The following is a 21,088-nucleotide window of genomic DNA, read 5'->3' as shown; positions in this document are numbered from 1 at the left end:
CTGCGATGGCTCGCAGAGCTCTTGCGTGTCATCATCCGAGCCTTCTTCGAGACCGTCCCGGCTCGAAACACCGCTTAAGCCGGGCGCCGGCGCCAGTTCTTCACGAACGACCAGCTACGCTTGCCTTCAGCGCAAACGGATTGCGCTTTACCCGGGAGGTTGCTGCCCCGACGACGTCTCTGACGCACTCGACCCCACGATATGATCGTGAGCCGAAGAAGTTCGAAATGCTCTCTTGATAGAATGCAAGCAATGGCCGCGAATGCTTGGAACCCTCAACGAACATATCGTCAAAAATGTCTCTTAGTTCCAGAACGATCCCTCTAAAGCGAGCATCATCTCCGTCCCCGATATGAATTCCATCACGGGTCTTTTTAAAGCGTGACAAGATTGCATCAAGCTCTCCTTTGTGATGCTCGAGCGTTTGGACGACTTCGTTTGGCTGCATTGTGCCTCCATGGACACGGAAAAGGTTCAGAGCAGGGATCGCGGCGCCATTAGGCCGAGTCCTTTAGATCGTCGATCACACGGTAGACTGCAGCAAGGGCGGTAAGCGAGGTTGTTTTGTTGCACGCCTCACCGGATCGCAACGCTCTGCCAGGATGCACCAAGTTTCGAGCATCCTTGGCGAACTTGGCTTGGTTTTTTGTCCCCTCGCTGATGACGTCGTTCTCGACGGCATATCGGATAAGATCGTCGAGATGAAGCTGATCGAGCGGTTTAGCAGGCGCCTTAACAGTGTTGCGGCTCTTTAACGCCCATAACAGCAAGGCCTCCAGGGCTGCTCCTGCAAGAACCGTTGCGCCCATCCATTCTTGCGCACCAAAATCGATCCAGGACGCCTTGATACGGTCCTCGATCTCCAACCGGATATCGTCATCTCGAATGAATGGTAGCAGAGGCTCGGCCGGCGGCACCTCGTCAGAGCACGACAGCATGACCGCTGAAAACATCGAGAATACCGAGCCGACGACGCGTGCTGACTTCCTTTGCGACTGAGCTGGCCGATATCCTTGTTGGCGGTCTTGGGCTCGGCCTCACCCTCGATCACACGGCGGCGCCACCATTCGCAGTAATTGATGCCATCGTCCGGGGTGATTTCATTCACCGGCTTGTCGGTGGCGATCTCGACAAAACGTTCGACGGCTCTCTTTCGTCCGTTGCGCCATATACGAAGCTGATCGGGCGAGAGGTCCCTTACCTCGTCCTTTGTCATGGCCTCGTACTCGGTGAACAGGTCCGAGAGCATGAAGGCCAGTTTTTTCTCGGTTCCGAGCAGGGCTGCGCGGGCGCCGTTGTCGTTGGCAAGGCCGGCGGTGACGAGGGCTTCGAGTCGTTCAAGGCGCGCTTCCGGAGCGGCCTGAAGGAACTGTCCATTCTCGATGTAGTCGAAGCCAAGCGAACGCGCCCGACGCCGCGCGGTTTCATAGCTGTGGAGGTGCTCCTTCCTGTGCCCGTCCGCGAGGCCCTTCCAGAATATCTCAAGCTGTTCGTTGAGCTGTTCCGCGGCGCGCGCTGCACGGCGTCCTGCACGATCATCTGCGATTCGAATGCGCGTCGAATGCTTGATCACTCGACGGGGATCAAGCGCTGCAAACTCAACCGGTACGCGACGAACGAACTGCCATGTACCGTGACGCCGTGTGAGAAAATCAGGCATCTCGGAAAATCGTGTTGAACGAAATGTTGGACGTTTTGTTGGACGTAGCGTATCAAACGCAGCCTGAAAAGTCTATGTATCTCTGGCGGTTACGTAATTTCTGGGAAAATTCGGGAAGAACTGGAGCGGGTGAAAGGAATCGAACCCTCGTATTCAGCTTGGACGGCTGATGCTGCCCTCGGACTCTTGCAATATCGGCTGCTGGTCACACCTGAACTCCAAGCATGGACCATATGGCGATCTGAATCGCGTCCCGCAGCTCGATGCGAAGGACATTATCTTAACATGCGACAAGGCGAACATTGTTTGTCGCGCCTGTAAGTCCAAACGGCACCCCGGAGACGACGACAGCCAGGTCACCAGATCTAACAAAGCCCTCATGGTGCGCGGCCGCTGTGGCGATCTGCGTCATCTCCTCATAGCCGGAAGGATCGCTGGACACGGCACTGTGCACGCCCCACGGCAAGCACAAGCGCCGAGCCACCCTCTCATCCGGGGTAAGGGCGAGGATCGGCACGGGCGGCCGGCTGCGCGAAATCCGAACGGCCGTCGTCCCGCCGGCCGTAAAGCCGATGATGACTTTGGCGCCAACCGTAGCAGCAAGATCTGCGCCTCCGGCCGCGACAGCGTGGGCGGGGGTATCCTCCACGTCAGGTCGAGAAGCCTGAATAAGAGACCGATAGAGGTGATGCCGTTCCGTGCTTTTGATGATGCGATCCATCATGGCAACCGCTTCGACCGGGTAGGCCCCGCTTGCCGATTCGGCTGACAGCATCACCGCATCAGCTCCATCATAGATGGCAGTCGCGACATCTGACGTTTCCGCGCGCGTCGGCGTTGGCCCAGCCACCATGGAATCCAACATTTGCGTTGCGACGATGACGGACTTTCCGGCAAGCCGACTGGCGCGCACGAGCTCCTTCTGCCGGCCAGGCACCTCCTCAGGCGGGATTTCGACGCCAAGATCACCGCGCGCCACCATAACGCCGTCGGACAAGCCAATGATATCGTCAATGCGATCGAGCGCCATCGGCGTCTCGATTTTCGCAATCAGACCTGCGGCCTCTCCGATCAGGGCGCGCGCCTCTATCAAGTCGGACGGTTTCTGAACAAAGGACAAGGCGACCCAGTCAACCCCAAGATTAATGCCGAACGCGAGGTCGGCCCGATCTTTCTTGGTGAGCGGAGATAAGTTGAGCATCGCCCCGGGTACGTTGACCCCCTTGTGGTCCGAGATCGCGCCTCCGACAACCACCTGCGCAACGATTTCTCCGTGTCCTGGCTCGGTGACGTTCAAGCGCACCCGCCCATCGTCAATGAGAAGCTCTTGTCCGGGATGAACGGCTGCGAAAATCTCCGGGTGGGGCAAGGGTATCGATTGCTTCTTCCCTTTCGTACCCTCGGTCACAAAGCGTACCGTTTCACCAGCACACAAAACCAGCCTGCCTTCTTCAAGGGAGCCGATGCGGAGCTTTGGACCTTGAAGATCCTGCAGGATGCCTATCGGCCGGCCGAATTCCCGCTCGAGTCCACGGATACACCCATAGGCCTTGGCATGGTCTTCGTGGGTTCCGTGACTGAAGTTTAGCCGAAAAATATCTACCCCAGAAAGGTAGAGAGCACGTATCTTCTCAAGTCCGGCACTCGCCGGACCGAGGGTTGCCACGATCTTGGCGTGACGCGAGCGACGCAACGTATCCCCCATGTGAAAGAATGCGATCAACCTAGCGACGAAGTCCAACGTCCGAGGTTTAAGTGCCCCGTGCGATAGCAGTTAAGCAAGCCAGCGTCCCCTTCGTCGTTCAGCACCATGCGATAGATGCTATTGGCAAAGTGAATCCTGCTTTGAACCGGTCCACAACAACCATTGTTTCAATGCGCTTTATGTCCGAACTCTCATTAGCAAGAAGCCGGGTAAACCGCTCGTAATCTTCCATATCGTTTACAGTAACCAGCAAGACGACGTCGGCCAGACCCGTAACATAGAATGCGCTCATCACTTCAGGCATCTTGCGTATCTGGCGCTTTAAGCGATCAACGGTATCGGCTCGAGCGCGCTCCAAAGAAATGAGGACCACCGCCGTCACATTCCGCCCAATTGCCTTTGCAGAAATGATGGAAACGTCGGCTTCTATTATACCCTTGGCTCGAAGGCGCTTCAGTCGACGCTGAACTCCGGATGCAGATAGACCGACCTTCTCTCCAAGTTGTTCACTAGAGAGACGATTGTCTCGCTGAACAACATCAAGCAGACGAAAATCGATCTTATCGAGTTGCATCACTGCCTCGCGGCCAGCGGATTGCGATCGGCCCGGGAAAGCAGACGACTGCGCAGCTCGTCCCGACATCTTCGGTTCGTCACCGCGCAGCCGACCTGTTGGACGATCAATTTCTGTCATATGCCCTGGAACACCTATCTGAGCTCTGCTCCTTGCAAGACATCGAAGAGCTGCGGCGTCGCTTTCCCCGCGGCTCAGTACGCTCGAACCCGGCCGCTATCTTGTGAATCTGGCGGGCCGGTACCCACCTCAGCCAAGAGCTTGTGATGGGAAGCGGTCCGACCTCCCATCCCGTCAATCCGCGCGGTCGGCTCCGAACACATGATCCCTGCCAAGCCGGTGCGTGGACAGTCACGCTCCGGAGGCGACTGCTTTTTGCTCCTGATCAGTGGACAGCACCATTGCGTTGACAGTGCGATATGCGAACACGATGGCGGGACCGATTGTTATGCCTGCGCCGGGATAGATTCCGCGCATCGGCGAAGTCATGTCGTTGCCGCAGGCGTAAAGACCCCTTATTGCGTTGCCTTGTGCATCAAGAACGTTTCCGTAACTGTCGGTCGCCAATCCGCTCGCCGTGCCAAGCGTTGCCGGAACGATCGGCAACGCGATGAACGGTCCGTTCTTGATTGGTCCAAGGTTTGGATTTGCTCCCATCGTCGGATCGCCGAGCGTGCGGTTGAAAGCCGATTCCCCGCGCTTAAAGAAGGGATCCCGTCCTTGGGCGGCATGCGCGTTGTGTTCTTCGATCGTCTTTTGCAGCACAACGGGATCCAGTCCCAGCTGCTTTGCGAGCTCGGAAATTGTTCGGCCTGCCTTGATGTAGCCGAGGCGGACATATTTTCGGATGCTCAGTGTCCAGGGCCATGGCAGCAAGTGTCCCATGCCTCTCAATCGTACGAACTGGCGATCGCAGATGAAGTAGAACCGGTTATCCGCTGGATATCCGTTTTCAAACATTGCCAGGCAAATATCGTGGTACGAATTCGATTCGTTGACGAAACGTCTGGCATTGGGGCCAACTGCGATGACCCCAGGACGGCCGCGATCGAGCCAGCCGTACGGGACGACCTGCGAGCCGCCCGCGCGTTTCAAGATCGACACCGGGGTCCAGAAACCGGCGGATGCGACATTTTTGTCGATGGCGGCACCGAGCGCGGTTGCAAGTCCGATGCCGTCGCCCTTGACGTCGGCGTGGGCCAACGTAAGGTCATGCTGGTGTGCCCCACTGAGGCCGGCCCTCAACTGCGCGTTCCCGGCGAAGCCACCCGATGCGAGAATAACACCACGCGAGGCGCGCACGCGAGTGTCCCGATTGAGCCGCTTGACAACGGCACCCGTGACGCGCCCGCCGTCCTTGCTCAGTTCGAGGGCTGGAGAAGATGGCCAAATCTCTACATCATACTTGCGCAAGCTCACGAGCAGCCGCGCGATCAAGGCATTTCCTCCGCTGAGCTCAGTACCACGCCTGAAACTCAGCCGATCCCGTGCATAGCGGCTCAGGCGAGTTAGGACGTGCTTGAACGAGGCAACGGATTGGAACGGGTTGAGGAAGCTTCTGACCTCACTTGATGAGATCATCATGCCCCCGAGCAGAACCCGAATGGGGTCGCCAATCAGATCAAAGTCCTTGCCTAGAAGCCGCCCGTCATAAGGTGCAGGGCTCAGAGCCCGGCCCCTGTCAACGCCGCCAATTTGGCTCGAGTGATAATCGGGCGTGGAGGCCAGCGTGAACTTGACGTCCGTCCCATTCTCGAGCGCTGCCAGCGCCGGCGGACCGTCCTGAAGAAAGGCGTCGATGAACTCAGCGCGGTAGTATTGGCCAAGTTCATGCTGCAGATAGGTGCTGGCCTTGGCGATGGAATCATCGATGTTTGCCGCACGCGCCTGAGCAGAACGAGGAACCCAGATCATGCCATTCGACAGGGCTGTCGTACCGCCAAGTCGCGGAGATTTCTCGCATACTATTACGCGAAGGCCGGCTTTTGCCGCAAACAGCGCAGCTGACAAGCCCGCGGCACCGCTGCCGATCACCAGGACATCTGTTTCCCGGTCCTGCCCCGGTCTAGCCGCCTCTTTGGAGACGAAAGCGATCGGGTCAGGTTTAGCACGATTATCTTGCGTGTTCATGCGGCCTCGCTGCACGTGTTGCAGTGAACGTCAATGAGTTTGCGGAAGTGGAGCAGCTTTGAACTCCGCCACCGCTGCTTTCACCGCGCGCTCAATTGGAATTCTCTCGATCGACGATGCACCAACAAAGCCGACACACTGGGTCACCCGATAGACCTCGATCGTATCTTCAGGTTCGGCAATTGCCCCACCATGGCAGAGCGAGAGCACGTCCGGCCGGACGCTTCGCGCCGCCGCGTTGATCTCGTTGATGCGTCGAATCGCATCCTTTATGGATTGCCCGTCCTCGTGACCGACGAGCCCGCCCCGCGTTGCGCCGACATGGGGGACGATGCAGTCGGCGCCTGCACTTGCCATCGCCTTGGCGTCTTGCGGGCTTGCGACATAGGCGAGCGAGAAGATATTCTTTTTGCGCGCGCAAGCGATCAGTTCGACCTCACGTTCAAAGCCGAGCCCGACGCGGCCGCGGCGCTCACGCCAGTTGTCACCCATCGTGGAGATCGTCGGATAGTTGATGACGCCGGAAAACCCAGCGGCCCAGAATTTGTCCAAGAGGGCGTCGAGGTCGAGCCGGAGAGGATCCCAAGCCTCGATGCCGCCGACCACCGGCACGGACGACACCACGTTACGAATTTCCGCCGCGAGCTCCAACGTGCGTGCGTTGGAATCGCCAATCCGGCTCGTCGGAAGTCCCATCAGACGCGACAGGCCGGTCGAGTAGACCACCAGCATGTCGGCACCTCCAAGAACGGCGCATTTGGCGACCAGACCGCAGCTACTTCCTGCTGCGAGAATCGCTTTTCGCTCCGCCACCTGTCCTTCAATCCTGGAAAGAATTTCACCTCGCTCAAACATCCGCATTGGATGAATCTCCTTGCGTGAGTTGTTCCAGGATCCAGGCTGCGGCAGCCTCGGCGAACTCACCATCGTTGATGTGACAGTTCAGGTCGCGTACCATCACGTGCGCAGGGAGACGTTCCTTGACCGCAGTATGCCAAGCCTTGTCGGCCTCGGGATCGTGGAAGATGCCGCCTTGGCGGTCGTAATCGGACACCCCTTTCGCGGGCCAAAGGACAATTGCAGGCCCTTTTGCTCGCGAGAGCCGTTCAGCCGTGAGGCGGCCAATGCTCGCATTCTCAGACGCAGTTGTGCGCATGAGCGTCGTGTAGGGCGTATGGGCATGAAATCGGCGTCCACGAAACCGATCAGGAACGCTCGATTGCAGGCCAAAATTGACCATATCGACCGCGCCGGGCGCAATCACTTGCGGTATCCCTTGCTTCGACGCTGCTTTCAGTCGATCCGGGCCGGCGCTCGCGGTGCCTCCGACGATTTCGTCTGCGAGCTCTGTGGTGGTCAAATCAATGACGGCGTCGAATTCACCAGCCGCGATCAGCTGCTCCATTTTGCGGCCGCCCGCCCCGTTCGCTGGAAAGACGATCGCGTCTAGCCCACCATCGGCAAGCCGCGCTGCGCACTGATTTACCGCAGGCGTTGTCACGCCGAAGGCGGTGATCGCGACTATCTTCTTGTCTCGTCCAGGCTTGGTGGGTGCATAGCGCATGGCCGCGACGGCCCGTCCGGCATTCTCGAGTACCCTTGTGGTAAACACGTTGATGCCGAAGAGATCGACCAGCGTCGGATAAAGGATGATGTCATTGTGAGTGGCCAATTCAGCGAGTAGCGCCGGCCTCGCGCTGCTTACGAGAAGCTTCGGAAAGCCATAAGGCAGCTCAGAGACAACCTCGGCGAAAACCGCGCTTCCCTTGCCGCCCGCAACTCCGATAATCGCGCTGATCGTTGCCGATCCGAGAAGATCGCCAACCTTGGCGCGCGTGCTTTCCGCGATCTGCTTCAGCAGTTCGGCGGGGGCCTTCGTATCGGCCTGCTTGTCGCCGTCATCTCTCTTCGTGCCGACGTCAATGAGGACGGTCTTGCGACCGCACGCCTCGATGAGGTCCGCAAGGTAAGACGCCTCGCGGCCCTTGGTATCCAGCGTGGCAACGATCGCAACAGCGTCCGTGATGAATCCCGTCGGCTGTCCAGAAAGCTTACCATCCCGGCCCGACCTTCGGTCGTCCGTGCAATGGTGCGACACGATCTTCCTCCCAGACCATTCCTTACAACAGACGGTCTAGACCCGGCTTTACCCGCGTATAAGATCGGTAAGGCGACCAAATGGGTAAGATTGGGTAGAAGCGATGAGGGCGAGAGCTACTGGCAAACTTGCCATACACATGTCGGCCATAGCTAAAGGGCCACAATTGCAGGTCTACGCCCCGTCTTTGCGTAGCCTTCCAAATGGCTCCCTGCTGGTCATGGCGACCTTGCCGATCCTCGACTGGAACGAGTGTCTTTTGCGAGACCTACGAAGCCTCAACAAAGCAACGTCCGCGCCTCATGTTTATGCGGCGATATTGACGATCGACCCCTTCGCGTGCTGGGAGGACATTGCCGAATCGTTGAAAGATGCCGGCATCGCCGGGGTTACAAATTTCCCGCCCGCATCTTTGATCGAGCGGTCGGCGGCGGGCGTACCTATTGATGCCGGACAGGAGCTCGAACTTCGGCGGATGGAATGGTTCACGAGCCTTGGATTCAAGGCGTTGTTCGCCATCGCCAGCGATTCTGAAATTACCGCGGCGGAGAAGCGACTTGGTGCCCATCTGGAGGGGCTCATCCATCTACCGGCGGAGGCTCTTACACGGACGATGAGCGAGGAGATGGAGCTGGTAAGCCTTGGCCTGCATGGATCGACATTACCGATGTTCGCGCTTTTGGATGGAAGCGCACCGAAACGGCAAACTTCAGCAACGTGACGAGCCGGATCGCTACTCTATGATCCGCAAGCTTTTTCATTTTTCGCAGAGGATTTTTTTAGAAGCCCATTAGGACCGGCCACCTTCCGCAAGATTCATACTTGCTGAGGAAACGCATTGTCCGGCTTAGCCGGTGCGGACGCGATCAATAGGGGGCTCAAGACGCCTGCTACGCGCCGGGAGCACAGATGGCTCGAGATCGGAGCGCTGGACCATGATGCGTTTCCACGCAATCGCATCATAGTCTCATCTCTTTGTTTGAGCATGATTTCTCCGAAAACCGGTTTCCACTTTTCCGGATCATGCCCTAGGCTTTGCGACGGGGTCGCGCATTCGGCATCAAGACAGTGCGCTTTCCAAACGACGATCTCGCCAGCGTGTTTCAAGGCTCGGGAGGGACGGATACATTTGTCACATGCCGTCCGGCGCCGCTCACTGTGAACACATTGGGTCATTGACTGTTCGTCGCTCGCCCTTTTCGCTAACTGCGGTCGTGTAAAGCGCATTTTTCAGGGTGACTATCCTTGCCGTGGGCCGTCGATCTTGCCGGCAATTACCTCGCCATCACTGCTGCAAAAATGGTGGCACGGTGCCGGTCAAAAAACACCGCTGCCGGATTTCTCCGGCAGCGGCTCAAGTCTCGGGAGAAAGCAGACGAACCGGTCTGCCAGCGGACCCAAGAGATCACACCCAAGAAATCACGCCCAAGAGATCAGACCCCAAGAGGTCAGAGCGGATTGTTGGTTGCCGATTGCTATTATTAAGACGATAGCCCGAGCGTTCACTGCCGCGCGACCAGCATCTGGGTAACGTTGGGTAACCGATCGTATAAAACGCAACTCTCATCCAGGTCTGACGCGACAGGTACCTAGCCGCGTCCTGGAAGCGCGAGCTTGCGGAGCCGCACGGGGAGAATGACAATGCTCGCCGGCACTCCGGTCCCGCGCGGCCGTCAGAGAGTAGCGGGCACTTCGCCGCCACGAGGCCGGCTAGCTTTTCCGAATCCAAGGAGGGATCTCGCGACAAACCCGCGCTCCAACAGCAACCGGCGATGTCTCGAAGAGAACTCTCAAGGGGCCCGACATCTGAGTCGCTTCCGACGTCAATCGCGCACTCGCATGCTCACGGCGATGCATCGTGTAGGCAAGCTCCTCTCATAGGGCCGCATTTAAGATGACACCGAGCCGGCAGCAAGTTGGACAGGCATTCGACTGACGCATCTAGAAACAGAGCTCTCGACGCGCCATTCGATTCCGCCGCCGCCAGGGCGTCGACGGGCATTATCGGCTGTCCGGATCTTCTTACCAACAACGCGCGCAATCCAGGCCGATACCTTTTTCGGCACCGCGCGCGTCTATACCAAGCGGGTCAGACGCAGGCGGCTGTCCGTTCAGTATCGCCCCAGACAATGCTCCACTATTTAATAAAGGCTAGCCGAGATCGATCCAGAGTTATTGTAACAGACAGAACGACGATGAGCCCCGTCACCATGATTTGCAGGTATGTATGCACGCCCGCGATATTGAGACCATTTTGCAGTACGGCGATCACCAGAACACCAGTCAGGGTGCGATGGACTCCCCCCGCCCCTCCAGATAGCGCAGTTCCGCCCATGACGACCGCGGCGATCGCCTGAAGCAAAAGATCATCACCCATACGCGAAGTTCCGGTTGATGTTCGCGCGACGAGCAGCAAGCCCGCAACTCCGCAAAGCATTCCGCAGACAACAAAAGCGATCGCTTTGGTGCGAAGGACGTCAATGCCCGAAAGTCGCGCGGTTAGACCGCCACCCCCGATCGCAAACAGCGCTCTTCCGAAGTGGCTTCTCGCACCGACAAAAGAAGCCACGGCAAAAATGAGAAGCGCCCAAACTCCGGAGTTCGGAATACGGCCGATCATGGAGCCGGAAGCAATCCATGTGAGGTTCGGGCTTTGGAAAAACACATTGCCACCCCCGCTGATCCACGTCGAAACGCCGCCAAGAATAGTCATTGAGCCCAATGTGGCGACGAAGGACGGAAGCCGGAGACGAAGAACGAGCGTCGCATTTACAAGACCACAAAGCGCTCCCATGCCTGCTGCAGCGAAGGCTACCCCCGTTGCACCGACATCGAAGTCACGGATCAGAACCGCAGATGAAATGGCCACGAGCGTCACAATGGCTCCGACGGAAAGATCGAGCGCTCCCATAAGAATTACAAATGTAATGCCTGTTGAGACGATCAGCAGGATCGAGGACTGCCGCATCAGGTTGAAAAGATTTATCCAACTTAGAAAGCGCGGGTTGATCAGCGCGAATACCGTGACCATTGCCATCAGCAGCAACAGTGGCCCGAGCGCATTTATGATAACACGGCGACGGTCATAAAACTGGGCGATCTGCACTTTCCCTTCTGCAACTGATCTCGACCCAGCCGTTTGCGGCTCATACCATGTGTTGGACAAGTTCCTGCTCCGTTGGCTTATTGTCGGCAGGCGCGCTGCACTCGAACTGAAGTTCTCCCTCTCGCATCACGAGGATCCGGTTTGACATTCCAATCAGCTCGGGCAGATCGTCTGTAACCAGAAGAATAGCTACCCCCTCCTCAGCCAAGTCCCTCAGGACGCTGTAGATCTCTTGCTTGGCGCCGACGTCGACCCCCCGCGTGGGATTGTCGAGGACAAGCACTTGAATCTTTCGGGCCAGCCATTTGGCTATCACCACCTTCTGTTGATTACCGCCGGAAAGAAACTGGCAAAGCTGTGCTGGGCCTTTGCATCTCACACGCAAGCGATTGATGTACTTTTCGGCCAGGCGCCTCTCTCGGGAGCGGGAAAGGAACCCAGAGAGGCTCGAGACGAGCGGAAGCGAGGCCAACGACATATTTGCCTGAACCGACATGTAAGGCACGATGCCTTCGCTCTTGCGTTCCTTGGGTACGAACCCCACCCCACGCTTGATCGCCGCTTTTCCACGTCCGCGAAGCGGCAAGACTTCGCCGCCCAATTCCACGGTGCCGTTTAGGGGGAAAGGCTCAAAACCGACGACGGCCCTGGCAACAGCCTCTTTGCCGCATCCGACGAGACCTCCAAGTCCAAGGATCTCGCCTTTGCGAATCTCAAAACTGACATTCTTGACGTTTTGGCCGCTTAGACCATGAGCTGAAATCTCGATTGGCGCGCCGCCCAGGCTTAGCTGGCGCTTTTCCATGAAGTATTCGTCGTCTCGTATTCGTCCAACCATCGCCCGATGAAGGCTTTGTTCGGAGATCTCTTCTCCTGCGAACTCGCCGACATTTCGCCCATCCTTGAACACGTAAATGCGGTCGCATAGCTCCACATATTCCGCAAGACGGTGGGTGATAAGCACGAATGACGCACGACGACGGTATCGACGAATTGATTCAAAGAGAATCTTGATCTCTCGCTCGCCGATTGCCGCAGTCGGTTCGTCGAGCAGGATGATTGGATGATCGATATGGAAATGCTCGGCCAACGCGAAAGCCTTGGCAATCTCGATCATCTGCCGATCATGGAAAGCGTAATCACCCGTGCGGCGGCGCGGATCGATGTAGCCAAGACCGAGATTTTTGAGATGTCTTTCGCTCACGGCTATCATCGCACCTCTGTCGACGATGCCGAGCCAACCGGTAAAGTAGGGTTCTAACGAGAGGAATATATTTTCGTAGACAGCCAGGCTTGGAATAAGAGCCTGTTCCTGGAAGACCATCGAAATTCCGGCCTCAACAGCATGGGTATAGCTTAGGGGCCTGAAGCTCTTACCAAATAGTCTCATACTTCCAGCGTTCGGTGCATGGATGCCCGCAATCATTTTGAGTGTGGTTGATTTACCCGCCCCATTTTCGCCGGCAATACCAACAATCTCGTTGGGAAACACATCGAGATCGATGCCTTCGACCACGGCAATGCCATTGAAGCGCTTGGAGGCGTTACGCATTGAGTAGATCGGCGCGGACACACCATTCATTTCACGTCCTCCGCGCTCGCGCGTCCGGTGTTCAGAAGAACGGCGAGCAGAATGACGGTTCCTTGGATGATTGTTTGCAGATAGGGCGGCAAGGCGAGAATGTTCATGCCGTCTGAAAAGGTCGTTATGAAAAGAACCCCGATGATTGTCAGGCGCACGTTGCCAGAGCCACCTGTAATCGCAGTTCCGCCAACGACCGCCGCGGTGATCGTGTCGAGGGTCATATAACTGCCCATTGTGACTGTGGCGGATCCTAGACGCGCCGCCAACAGGACTCCGGCAAGACCGGCAAGAAGGCCCGACAATGCGAACGCCTGGACTTTGATCGCATTGACCCTCACTCCCATGAGGGCCGCAATTTGCTCGTCGCTACCGATCGCGAGGGTCATTCGCCCAAAACGCGTGCGATCACCTACGAGGACCGCAGCCCCATAGATCACCGCCGAAATCAGCACCGCATTGGGGACCACATTCGCCAGTGCGCCCTGGGCCATATCGATTACGGCTGGGTCTGATACGGATAATGAGCGGCCATCTGAAATGAAGAGCACCGCTCCTGAAATGGTTGTTGCGGATCCAAGCGTTACCAGAATCGAGGGAATTCTGAGGTAGACATAGACCAGCCCATTGATCGCACCAAACACCAAGCCGACCGCGCATGCGATGGGAACCGACCATAAACCCAGGTCTGGTGATAGGCGGGCAACCAGCATACCGCAAAAGCTAGCAACCGCTCCGATGGATAGGTCGATCGAGCCCATCAGGATCACAAAGGTCGCGCCGATGGATGCGATCAAAAGGACAGAACTCGATAATTCAATAGCCCTGATGTTTGCGAGCGTTCCGAACGATGGAGCCACGAGACCAAACGCTACAATCGCAATCATGAAGACGAAGATGGTTATGGCCCGCCGCCATAACTCGCCATCATTGCAGCCGGCCCGCGACGCTTGTAGCATTTTTGCGATCCATCAAAGGCGAGGGAAACATGATGCCCCTCTCGATTGAGAGAGGCATCCACGGCGTCACTCGGGGATACGCTGGTGATAGTGATCGTTATACTCCGCCTTGAGATGAGCGACGCAACCTTCGTCGACGGCATCTTGATAGGCCTTCGGAAACTTATATCCGGCCGGCGTACGAGCTCCCCAATACGTTTTGACATCGATCGGCCATACGTAGTTTTGAGCATCCCAATCGTTGGGATGAAGAACCCGCGACATCTTTCTCCAATCAAACGGAAGCTTCTCGCCGGCGAGAAATGCTTGATATTTGTCTACATTTTGAGCGGTTATCAACGTGGCTCCCGTATACATCATGCGCTCGCATGGGCTCGGCTTAAACCCTTTAGCAACATCGTATGCGCGCACCAGCGCAAAACCCGCTTGCCACTGCGGGGTGAAGCCCATTGTCGCAAGAATGCGGCCTTCCTTTACCAGCTTGAGGGTTTCTCGATTGCCATCCAGGCCGACGATCGGAATGTGCATACCAGCGTCTTCGACGGCTTGCATCGCGCCCAGTGCAATCGAGTCGTTTTGCCCGAAGACAGCGTCGATCTTGGAGTGCGCCACCAACAGGTCTTCCATGACTTTGCGAGCGTCAACCTGATTCCATTTTCCAGGCTGGCGGGCGATGAGCTTGATATTGGGGTATTCGGCTAGAGCTTTATCGAAGCCCGCAGTTCTGGAGATGTCCGCATCAACCCCTGGAAAACCAGTAATGTGCGCGACGTTGCCTTTTCCGCCGATCTTGTCAAAAAGCAACTTTGCGATTCGGTAGCTGTTTTCGACGTCATCGGGCGAGAAAAACGTCGCAAAAGCGTAGTTATCTAACCCCGCGTCCAAAGGATGGAAGCCAGGCAACGACTCCCAAACAGCAACATGCACCGCACCGACCTTCTTGGCCATCTCGACGATGGGCTTTATGTTCGCCGCAACGAGATTCTCGCCGAACGTGATCCTGACACCAGCGCCGAATTGGGCCTCATAGATTTCGATTTGCTTTGCGGCATCACCTTTGCCCGAAAGGATGCGATAGTTCAGACCCAAGGCTTTTGCAGCCTGTTCGGCACCTTGCGACCAGTTGTTGAAATACTCATTTTCTAATGTCGACACTTCGGATAGAACGTCCTCGGCGATCGCGTTGCCGGCAGCTCCCAGAAATGCGACGGTCGCAAGAAAGTAAGTCGATATTTTCCGCATTGATGCACCCTCCTCGTATTAGTTTGCTGTAGATGATTGGCCTTTCTTTCAATCCGTCTGCTAGCCAAGCCATAAACGTATCGGCGAGCGACGAATTCGACGCTCATAGCGTGTATGCCCAACGTCGGAACGGGCCATGGCGGCGACGCGCAGAGCTCCACAACGTGCCGCGGACATCACGATGGCCTGTTGTCGTCGACGACATTGCCCTGGTCACATCTTCTTCCAGTCTCCGATCCGCTCGAACGCGTGCGCCACCTTGTAGATAGTAGTCTCGTCGAAGTGGCGGCCAACAAGCATAAGGCCGACCGGCAGGCCATCCACCATTCCGCACGGCAGCGACATCGCCGGATGATGCGTGATGTTGAACGGAGCGGTGTTGGTGAACATCTCCGTCGCGCGAGTGATATAATCCTTGCGGCTGGCATCATGGGGAGGAAGTTGCGTCGCCGTCATGGGTGTCGTCGGCAGAAGAAGGAGATCGTAGTCCTTAAGGACCCTGTCGTAAGCTGCGTTCAGGCGACGAGAGACGTTGACGGCCTTGCCGTAGAAGCGGGGCCCGTACGTGTTGTTCACGTAGGTGCCGAGCAACAGGAATAACTTGGCCTGCTCTGACAGGAAGTTCGCCTTCTGTCGCCAACCTCGATGGAAGTCCATGAGTGACAGTGAGAAGAGATCTGATCGGCTGGTACCGAAGCCGTCACCGAACATCATGGTCTGTGTAGCGCCCTCGGTGCCGATCGGCGTCCAGATTGCCGCGCCTTGCAGGTGCATTGGTACAGACACCGTCTCCACCGAGGCCCCGAGATCCTTGAAGCGCTTGGCCGCTTCACGAACCACTTTATTGACATCGGCTTCCGCCCCCGGCTGCTCAAAACCCTCCTTCAGAACGCCGATCTTCAATCCGCTGACGCTTTGACCGAGCGCCTTCGTATATTGTTCGACTTTCGGCGCTTTGATGCGTGGATCGTATCCGTCGTCTCCGGCGATTACTTCCAATAGCAGGGCGTTGTCGGCGACCGTTGCGGTCATAGGGCCAGTGTGGTCGAGCGTCAGCTCATTGGGCATGATGCCGGTATAGGGGACAAGACCCCAGGTGGGCTTCATGCCGTAGATGCCGCAAAACGACGACGGCATCCGTATTGAGCCGCCTTGGTCGCCGCCGATCGCCATATCGGCTTCGCCAAGCGCCACGACAACGGCCGATCCCGAAGACGAACCGCCCGCAGAGTAACCCATCCTATGAGGATTATGCACCGGTCCGAGCGCACCAGTATGGCTTCCACCGGATGTACAAAAGCATTCGCAATGCACTTTACCTGCGATTTCGGCGCCCGCATCGAGCATTCGAGTGACAATGGTTGCATCGATGTCCGGAACAAATCCTTCGAGCGTCGCCGAGCCGTTCATCATTGGCACCCCAGCCAACATGACGTTATCTTTCAGAGCGACAGTCTTGCCCTTGAGTTTTCCGCTCGGTGCTCCCTCGACCCTCGCCTTGCGGTACCATGCGTTGTGCAGATTTTCTTCCGGCGGTGGTTGATACCCCGGGGTGCGTGGATATTTGACTGGAGGCAACTCATCCGGGACGGCTTCGATGTACCTGTAGGCCTCGAGGGATTCGTTGATAAGTCCGCGGAAGGAGACGATATCCTCATCGGTAAGTGAAAGACCGCATTGTGAGGCGACATCTCGCAACTGCGCGGGCGTGGGCGGGACAATTGACATTGGGCGCTCCTGTCATTTCAAGGGCAGACCCACTCTGCGATGGGCTCAATTTGGCAAGCCTAGTCGACTGTAGGTTGGCCGGGCCTGACGTCGGCTGCCCTCAGTGGGTAAATTTGGGTAATCGTGCCAAGAAAGTGGCGAGGCAGAGGAGAATTTTTCACCCTCATGCCGTCTGAAGTTCTTGTTCGGCGCCGGGCTGGGGGCGCCGATGGACGAAGAGGAAATGCCATGCCGAATCGTAGATGCGACGCCATAACTGGCGCGGCAAAAGCCGTGCGTGCCGCTTTCGCCGCTGCCGACGCGAACGCATTAATCAAAAAAGAAGAGCAAAGGGGCGCGCGCCAGGCGGCAGGCAAGTCCGTCCGCTACGCGTCAGAGCACATAACAAAATGAAGAGCCGAAGAACGCGTGTGGCCCCATCGTATGGCCCCTCTCGTCTTAAAGAGGAGTAGCCTACAACTTAGGAAGTTCGTGAAAGCCCCTGAGCAAACGACACCCTTGGGATCCTGCACCTGCAATTGCACGGCCGAATGCTGATTTCCGCTTGAGTTCGTTACTCAATTCCCGAACTGCGCGACGCCGCGTAGCTCGGTTCGGCCTTCAAGTGGGATTGGCAGATGAGTGATGATGCACGATCTTCCATGTGTCGCCCTGACGACGCAATACAAAGGAGAACCGCGCCGGCGTTGATTGCTGATGGCCTTTCGATGTCTGTGAAAAGGCATAGCTACCCGCGACCAGGACAACGTCGTGCGCCAACGCGACAGAGCGCCAGACACCCATTTTCACACTGGCGCCGCCACGAAAGTAAGTGGCTATCTCTTTGGTCCCGATATAGAGCCTTGCACTCGATGTACCCTGCAGCATCGCATCATCTGTGTACAACGCAACCAGACAATCCAGCGTATGGCTGTTGAAGGTTCGCTGCCAGAGCTCCAGGAACTCGCGGATATCTGTCGTCAATGAGTCGCTGTTCACTACTGACCTCGATCTGAGAAATTGATGGTCGGAACGCAGTTCTCGATGACCGCAAGACCGGCTGCACGCAATCAAGCGCCTGACCTGACTTGCTCACCGATGCTGAGGAGAACGCAGCGGTTTAGCGGCGGGAGTGGAGGCTGACAATATTGCATGCTCTGTCAAGAAACAGCGGGGGCCCTCGACGCCATCAAGCGACAATGCGTGTTCAAGGCCAAAACCGCCTTCGCATCGCAATGTCCGACAAAGGCGCAAGGATAGTTTCGACCAGGAATAGCGCACAAAGCCGCAGCGAGATGCTACTGCGCGTCGCGCGGCATTCTGAACCCGTCCGTGAATCAATCGGCCCAGCAAAGCCAATTGAATAGCTCGGTCGTTGCATACGTTATCAAGATCCGATAACCGGTGTGGTTTTTATTTTGCCCGGCTACGATTGTCTCAAGCCAGATTGTCGGGACCGCGGGAAAAGAGAAATGCAACAGGGGCGCGCCGTGTGGAGACTAGGCGCAGAGATGCTCAGTTCAATCAAGTTGGCTGCAGGCGGGGCCTCGCGGCCCCCTCTTAAGCGGCTGCCGTCAAGCATGGGACGACCAAGGCGGCTCCGGCGCGGAGGTATTTGCGGGGTTCGAACTTGCACGGCGCGCGCCCGCGCGACGCGCTAACGTAACTCCGGGCAGTTGCCGTTTCTAAAGTCGAGTTGCGCCCCCTCTCGCTCCGCCGTCGCCTGTCGGAGATTCGCGCAAACGCATTTCTCTTGAATCGTCATCGTCCCTTTCCAACCAGCTGTCTGGCGTCAAAATGCGGAGGCGATTGGCCGGAGAGTCCGCCGAGCCGCAGATCTCGAGTCCAACGAGGTCTCCATCGCATCAAACAAAGCTGCCTCGCGCTGTCAACAATTGCGGCGCGCCACTGAAGTAACCGGAGCGTCTGCAACGTCACTGTCGGTCTCAAGACATCCCGTTCTCTACGCGACACGCGCTGGATAGGAATAAGCTAAGAAAAGCAGCACTGGCTGTTGGCACGCTCTTTGAAACGACCAACGGGTCCGGTCCTGTGAAGGGCCATGCGAGAATAGGAAATGCTGCCAGAATGCGCCGATCTGATGAAGCAAGACAGTGCCTCCGTGCTGACAAAGAACAAGAACGTTGACGCGCATGCTACACATTGACCCGCGATCACGAAGCTCAAGGTCGCATTACAGCGCAGAATGGCGACCTCGATCCAAGCGCACTGCCCGGTCACGAACGCGACATTAGTCGGGGCCCCCGATTTCGATCGGCGCGATCGTGCACCACGCTCGCGCTCGATCAGCAATCGGATCTCTGACGACGGAATCGGCCGTGGGCATGCGACCGCGACCAATGGTGATCGCGGTCTAGCCCGAGCGGCCCGAGAATGAGTTGGGACAACGACGATTGCTCAATCGCATGTTCTCGAACTCCAGATTTGACCTTTAACTCACCGAATTGCCGGCATCAAAGTGGAGGCATTATGCGCATCTGCGGTATCAAGCTGACGCATGACGGAGCGGTCGCGCTGATCGAGGACGGTCGGCTCGTCTTTTGTATCGAGCAGGAGAAGCGGAGCAACAATCCGCGCTATCAAACGATAGACAATCTCGATGCAGTCGTCATGGCTTTGGCAGAGCACGGTCTGGATGTGCAGGACGTTGATCAGTTCGTCGTCGACGGCTGGCTGGGGCAAGTGGAAGCTCAATACAAGCTCCGCAGCGGAGCGGCTCCTATCACGCTCAAGGGGGCGTCCTATGTTGAACCTCATCCCGAGGCCCTCCTCACATCTCGCGATGGCTTTGGCCTTAGGCTCGACGGCAGGGATTTCCCCTATAAGAGCTATCCTCACGTGGCTAGCCACGTGGCGGCCGCATACTGCACCAGCCCGTTTGCCAAAGCCGGACAGCCTGCTTTCTGCCTCGTGTGGGATGGGGGCACCTACCCACGACTCTATCATGTAGAACGCGGGGGCGCCCGGTTCATCGACAGTTTATTCCCGCTGTTTGGGCACATCTATGCCGCTGCGGGCCTTCATTTTGGGCCATACAAGCGGGCTAATCGTGCCAATTGGGACCTGGGTGAACCCGGCAAGGTGGATCCAGGCGGCGCCGGCAAGCTCGATCTAGGTGTCGCCGGCAAGCTGATGGCCTATATCGCCCTCGGTGCCGTCGACGAAAACATCATCACGGTCTTTCAGGAGCTCTACAAAGAGCACTTTGAAGCTGACACCAAGCGCGGGAGTTACCGTACCGATCTCGGGAGCATGGAGTTTGAGCTTACGACCATTCACGACTTTTTCGACGCAAGCGCGCCGCTCTTGAAGGCCAAGGCGGCCGAGGATGTGCTCGCATCCTTTCATTGTTTCCTCGAGCGCCTGCTCGTGCACAAAATGGCGAATGCTTTGCAACGGCAGTCCGGTTTTTCCGCTCGCAATTTGTGCATAGCAGGCGGCTGCGGCCTCAATATCAAATGGAACAGCACACTACGTTCGGCAGGACTGTTCGATGCTGTTTGGGTACCGCCATTTCCAAATGACAGCGGCTCCGCGATCGGTGCAGCCTGTTGTGCAATGGTAGCGGACAAGGGCCTCGTGCCGTTGCAGTGGTCGGTCTACAGTGGTCCGGCGCTGCAAGGTAGTGATGTGCCGCCTGAATGGGATGCTTCGCCCTGTAATATGCATGAACTGGCGACTATTCTCGCCAGCGACAAGCCTGTGATTTTTCTGGCCGGCCGCGCCGAGCTTGGGCCGCGGGCACTGGGTAGCAGAAGCATTCTTGCAGCCGCAACATCGCCGGGAATGAAGGACTATCTCAATGACATCAAGCATCGCGAGCACTTCCGACCAGTGGCGCCGATCTGCCTGGAAGATCGCGCGCCGGAGATTTTCAGCCCAGGAACACCGGATCCTTACATGCTTTTCGATCATCAGACTCGACCAGAATGGCGGGACAAGATCCCCGCCGTTGTCCATCTCGACGGATCTGCGCGACTGCAGACGATCAGCAGGACCTCTCAACACAAAGTCGCCGAGCTTCTGGTCGAATACGAAGCGCTCACGGGCATTCCGCTGCTTTGCAATACGAGCGCCAATAGCCATGGGCGTGGTTTTTTCCCGCATCTTGCCGCGGCCTGCAAGTGGGGCCGCGTGGAACACGTATGGTGCGATGGGATGTTATGGAGGAAAACTCCCCAAGCCAGCGATGTTGCCGGCGGTGTTTCAGCCGAGATCAGCGCAGCTCCACGGCAGCAATCGGCCTAGCCAAAGAAAGAGCATCTGGTTGGTTGGGGCGTTGGGGCCCCAGACGTCATGACTAG

At 57.3% G+C, this 21,088-nt stretch carries 16 protein-coding genes; 3 read left to right on the top strand and 13 right to left on the bottom strand.

Annotation, left to right across the window (positions count from 1 at the left end):
• Positions 1-100: 100 nt before the first annotated feature.
• Complete coding sequence (locus ACZBJS_RS35965; protein WP_463439885.1) at positions 101-448, bottom strand: hypothetical protein; 348 nt, start codon at positions 446-448, stop codon at positions 101-103.
• Between the two features lie 49 nt (positions 449-497).
• Complete coding sequence (locus ACZBJS_RS35960; RefSeq protein WP_463439884.1) at positions 498-953, bottom strand: hypothetical protein; 456 nt, start codon at positions 951-953, stop codon at positions 498-500.
• A gap of 23 nt (positions 954-976) precedes the next feature.
• Here ACZBJS_RS35960 and ACZBJS_RS35955 point away from each other — a divergent pair, with 23 nt between their 5' ends.
• A complete protein-coding gene (locus ACZBJS_RS35955) occupies positions 977-1,678 on the top strand; it encodes a hypothetical protein (protein ID WP_463439883.1) in 702 nt (233 codons plus the stop codon).
• Between the two features lie 262 nt (positions 1,679-1,940).
• Here the strand turns inward: ACZBJS_RS35955 and pyk are convergent, their stop codons facing one another.
• From pyk to ACZBJS_RS35930, 5 genes are all read right to left on the bottom strand, one after another.
• A complete protein-coding gene (gene pyk, locus ACZBJS_RS35950; protein WP_463439887.1) occupies positions 1,941-3,353 on the bottom strand; it encodes a pyruvate kinase in 1,413 nt (470 codons plus the stop codon).
• 109 nt (positions 3,354-3,462) lie between these two features.
• Positions 3,463-3,939 carry an Lrp/AsnC family transcriptional regulator gene (locus ACZBJS_RS35945; RefSeq protein ID WP_229169873.1) on the bottom strand — a complete coding sequence of 159 codons (477 nt, stop codon included), beginning with the start codon at positions 3,937-3,939 and terminating at the stop codon, positions 3,463-3,465.
• Between the two features lie 351 nt (positions 3,940-4,290).
• Complete coding sequence (locus tag ACZBJS_RS35940; RefSeq protein ID WP_463439882.1) at positions 4,291-6,069, bottom strand: FAD-dependent oxidoreductase; 1,779 nt, start codon at positions 6,067-6,069, stop codon at positions 4,291-4,293.
• A 30-nt stretch (positions 6,070-6,099) separates the two neighbouring features.
• Positions 6,100-6,930, bottom strand: a complete 831-nt coding sequence (locus ACZBJS_RS35935) for a phosphoenolpyruvate hydrolase family protein (RefSeq protein WP_463439881.1) — start codon at positions 6,928-6,930, stop codon at positions 6,100-6,102.
• The gene (locus ACZBJS_RS35930) at positions 6,917-8,167 is read right to left on the bottom strand and encodes a Tm-1-like ATP-binding domain-containing protein (RefSeq protein ID WP_463439880.1); all 1,251 of its coding nucleotides are present in this window, start codon (positions 8,165-8,167) and stop codon (positions 6,917-6,919) included. The genes ACZBJS_RS35935 and ACZBJS_RS35930 overlap by 14 nt, the downstream gene beginning before the upstream one ends.
• Before the next feature lie 166 nt (positions 8,168-8,333).
• On the opposite strand from ACZBJS_RS35930, the gene ACZBJS_RS35925 reads away from it, so the two are divergent.
• A complete protein-coding gene (locus ACZBJS_RS35925) occupies positions 8,334-8,888 on the top strand; it encodes a hypothetical protein (protein WP_463439879.1) in 555 nt (184 codons plus the stop codon).
• Between the two features lie 1,416 nt (positions 8,889-10,304).
• Here the strand turns inward: ACZBJS_RS35925 and ACZBJS_RS35920 are convergent.
• The 6 genes from ACZBJS_RS35920 to ACZBJS_RS35895 all read right to left on the bottom strand — a co-directional run bounded on the left by ACZBJS_RS35920 (position 10,305) and on the right by ACZBJS_RS35895 (position 17,762).
• On the bottom strand, positions 10,305-11,273 hold the full coding sequence (locus ACZBJS_RS35920; RefSeq protein ID WP_463439878.1) for an ABC transporter permease: 969 nt from the start codon (positions 11,271-11,273) through the stop codon (positions 10,305-10,307).
• A gap of 40 nt (positions 11,274-11,313) precedes the next feature.
• Positions 11,314-12,855, bottom strand: a complete 1,542-nt coding sequence (locus ACZBJS_RS35915) for a sugar ABC transporter ATP-binding protein (RefSeq protein WP_463439877.1) — start codon at positions 12,853-12,855, stop codon at positions 11,314-11,316.
• Entirely contained in the window at positions 12,852-13,814 is a 963-nt protein-coding gene (locus ACZBJS_RS35910; RefSeq protein WP_463439876.1) for an ABC transporter permease, read from the bottom strand. The genes ACZBJS_RS35915 and ACZBJS_RS35910 overlap by 4 nt, the downstream gene beginning before the upstream one ends.
• Positions 13,815-13,880: 66 nt before the next feature.
• Positions 13,881-15,056 carry a sugar ABC transporter substrate-binding protein gene (locus tag ACZBJS_RS35905; protein ID WP_463439875.1) on the bottom strand — a complete coding sequence of 392 codons (1,176 nt, stop codon included), beginning with the start codon at positions 15,054-15,056 and terminating at the stop codon, positions 13,881-13,883.
• A gap of 213 nt (positions 15,057-15,269) precedes the next feature.
• The gene (locus ACZBJS_RS35900; protein ID WP_463439874.1) at positions 15,270-16,784 is read right to left on the bottom strand and encodes an amidase; all 1,515 of its coding nucleotides are present in this window, start codon (positions 16,782-16,784) and stop codon (positions 15,270-15,272) included.
• A 600-nt stretch (positions 16,785-17,384) separates the two neighbouring features.
• Complete coding sequence (locus ACZBJS_RS35895; protein WP_463439873.1) at positions 17,385-17,762, bottom strand: nuclear transport factor 2 family protein; 378 nt, start codon at positions 17,760-17,762, stop codon at positions 17,385-17,387.
• A 1,491-nt stretch (positions 17,763-19,253) separates the two neighbouring features.
• Here ACZBJS_RS35895 and nodU point away from each other — a divergent pair.
• Complete coding sequence (gene nodU / locus ACZBJS_RS35890) at positions 19,254-21,032, top strand: nodulation protein NodU (RefSeq protein ID WP_463439872.1); 1,779 nt, start codon at positions 19,254-19,256, stop codon at positions 21,030-21,032.
• Positions 21,033-21,088 lie beyond the last annotated feature (56 nt).

The sequence above is a fragment of the Bradyrhizobium sp. KZN70725 genome, from assembly GCF_055264925.1.
The sequence above is the reverse complement of the archived record's forward strand: the minus strand, read 5'-3'. Positions and strand labels throughout refer to the sequence as shown.